Genomic DNA, 2,587 nt, shown 5'->3' on the forward strand with positions numbered 1-2,587 from the left:
CACCGGACGAGGCGGCCAGGCGCGAGGAGGCAGCCAGGCCCAGGTAGCTGCCGTAGGCCGCCTCGTGACCGCCCCCGAGCACGACGACCAGCCGATGGTCCTCCAGCAACCGCGCCACCCGGCGGCCCAGGTGCACCTGGGCGGACTCGAGGTCCTCGCCGGCCACGGTGACGTCACCGGCGTCGTGGAGGCCGAACTCTCCGTGCACCGCCAGGGGGGCGAGGGCCCGGCGCAACGCCGCCGGTCCGGCGGCGGCGCCGGGCCGTCCGTGGTTGCGGCGGACGCCCTCGTCACTGGCGAAGCCGATGAGGGCGGTCGTCGCCGACACCCCGGAGAGGTTCGAGCCACCGGGCGGGCCCGGCACCTCGGACGGGCGGACGGCCCCCGGCCCGCGCACCACGTCGTGCCAGCGCCGGTGTTCCGGCCCCGGGCCGTCGGAGCGACCGGACCACGCCCCACCCCGTGCGCCGGGAGCCGGTTGCTCAGGCATGTCCCCCGTCCCCCTCCCGGTCCGGCCGGTGCCGCGGTGCCCAGCCGGTCAGGGTGTGGCCGAGGTCCATGGCCTCGGCCGCGGTGGCCACGACCGCCCCGCTGGTGACCAGCTCGACCACCGCGGCCAGGTCCGGGGACAGGAACCGGTCCGGCCCGGGCCCGGGCACCCGGCCGCGCACCAGCCGCAGGAGTGCCCCGGTGACCGGTGCCGGAGCGGCCCCGCGCAGCTCGAGGGCGCGGGTGGCGGCGTAGATCTCGACGCCGAGCACGGCGGCCAGGTTTTCGAGGGCGGTGCGCAGCTTCCGCCCGGCGTGCCAGCCCATGGACGCGTGGTCCTCCTGCATCGCCGAGCTGGGGATCGAGTCCACGCTGGCCGGCACCGCCAGCCGCTTGGTCTCGGCGACCATCGCCGCCTGCGTGTAGTGGGCGATCATCAGCCCCGAGTCCACGCCCGGGTCGTCCGCCAGGAACGGTGGCAGGCCCTGGTTCCGGGCGACGTCCATCAGCCGGTCCGTGCGCCGCTCGGTAATCGAGGCCACGTCGGCCACCACGATGGCCAGGAAGTCCAGGGCGTGGGCCAGCGGGGCGCCATGGAAGTTCCCGTTCGAGGAGACGGACCCGTCGTCGAGCACCACCGGATTGTCGATCGCGGCCCGGAGCTCGCGCCAGGCCACCTGCTCGGCGAAGGCCAGGGTGTCCCGGGCGGCGCCGGTCACCTGCGGGGCGCAGCGCAGCGAATACGCGTCCTGCACCAGGTGGTCCGAGTCCCGGTGCGAGGCCACGATGGCCGAACCCCTCAGGGCGGCGAACATGTTGGCCCCGCTGGTGGTCTGGCCGTCATAGGGGCGCAGGGGTCCCAGCACCTCCGGCCGGAACACCTGGTCGGTGCCCAGCAACGCCTCCACGCTCGCCGCGGCGGAGAGGTCCGCCACCGTCAGCAGGTTCTCCAGGTCGTCCAACGCCAGGACCAGCATGCCCAGCATCCCGTCCGTGCCGTTGACCAGCGCCAGGCCCTCCTTCTCCTCGAGCCGCACCGGAGTGATCCCGGCGGCCGCCAGGGCGCCGGCGGCAGGGACGGGCCGGTCCTCGGCGTCCAGGACCTCGCCCTCTCCGGTCAGCACCAGGGCGCACGCCGCGAGCGGCGCCAGGTCCCCCGAGCACCCGAGAGAGCCGTACTCGCGGACCACCGGGGTGATCCCGGCGTTGAGGACCGCCACGTAACCGGTCAGCGTCCCGGGCCGCACGCCGGTCCGGCCCGTGGCCATGGTGCGGGCCCGCAACAGCATCAGCGCGCGCACCACCTCGCTCTCCACCGGCCGGCCCATCCCGGCGGCGTGCGAGCGGACGAGGGACCGCTGCATACGACTGCGCAGCGCACCGGGGATATGCCGCTGGGCCAGGGCGCCGAACCCGGTGGAGACCCCATAGACGGGGCGTGCGGCCGCGGCGAGCCGGTCGACATGCTGCCGGTTCGCCCGGACCCGGTCGAGCGTGGCGGCGCTGATCGTCACCGGCGCCCCGAACCGGGCCACGGCGACGACGTCGCGCAGGCTCAGGGCGTCCGGGTCCAGTTCGATCGGATTCACGGCCAGTCCTGCCCCGCGATCAGGCGACCGCCCCGGTACACCCGCCGGACGAGGTCGACCCCGGGCCGGTAGGCCAGGTACCGGTGGCTGGGCGCGTCCAGGACGATGAAGTCGGCGCGGGCGCCGGCGGTGAGGCGCCCGACGTCGGGCCGGCGCAGCGCGGCCGCTCCCCCGGCGGTGGCGGCCCACACCGCCTGGTCCACGGTGAAGTGCATGTCCCGCACGGCCACCGCGATGCAGAAGGGCATGCTGCTGGTGAAGCTCGAACCGGGGTTGCAGTCGGTGGCCAGGGCGAGGGTGACCCCGGCGGCGAGGTAGCGGCGGGCGTCCGGGTAGGGCTGGCGGGTGCAGAACTCGGCGCCGGGCAGCAGGGTCACCACGGTGCCGACGTCCGCCAGGGCGGCCAGGTCGGCCTCGGAGGCGAACGTGGCGTGATCGGCCGAGGCACAGCCCAGGCGCGCGGCGAGCTGCAGCGCCCCGCCGGCGGTGAGCTGGTTCGCGTGCAGCCG

At 75.6% G+C, this 2,587-nt stretch carries 3 protein-coding genes; all 3 read right to left on the bottom strand.

Annotation, left to right across the window (positions count from 1 at the left end; translation table 11 throughout):
- The coding region (locus Q0283_RS08055) for an arginase family protein (RefSeq protein WP_298044147.1) at positions 1-490 on the bottom strand (490 nt) is incomplete at its 3' end.
- On the bottom strand, positions 483-2,078 hold the full coding sequence (gene hutH / locus Q0283_RS08060; protein ID WP_298044148.1) for a histidine ammonia-lyase: 1,596 nt from the start codon (positions 2,076-2,078) through the stop codon (positions 483-485). The genes hutH and Q0283_RS08055, both read right to left, overlap by 8 nt.
- Positions 2,075-2,587 (bottom strand): amidohydrolase family protein (locus Q0283_RS08065; protein ID WP_298044149.1); only part of this gene is annotated, 513 nt, incomplete at its 5' end. The genes hutH and Q0283_RS08065, both read right to left, overlap by 4 nt.

The sequence above is a fragment of the uncultured Citricoccus sp. genome, from assembly GCF_937871995.1.
Taxonomy (GTDB): Bacteria; Actinomycetota; Actinomycetes; order Actinomycetales; family Micrococcaceae; genus Citricoccus.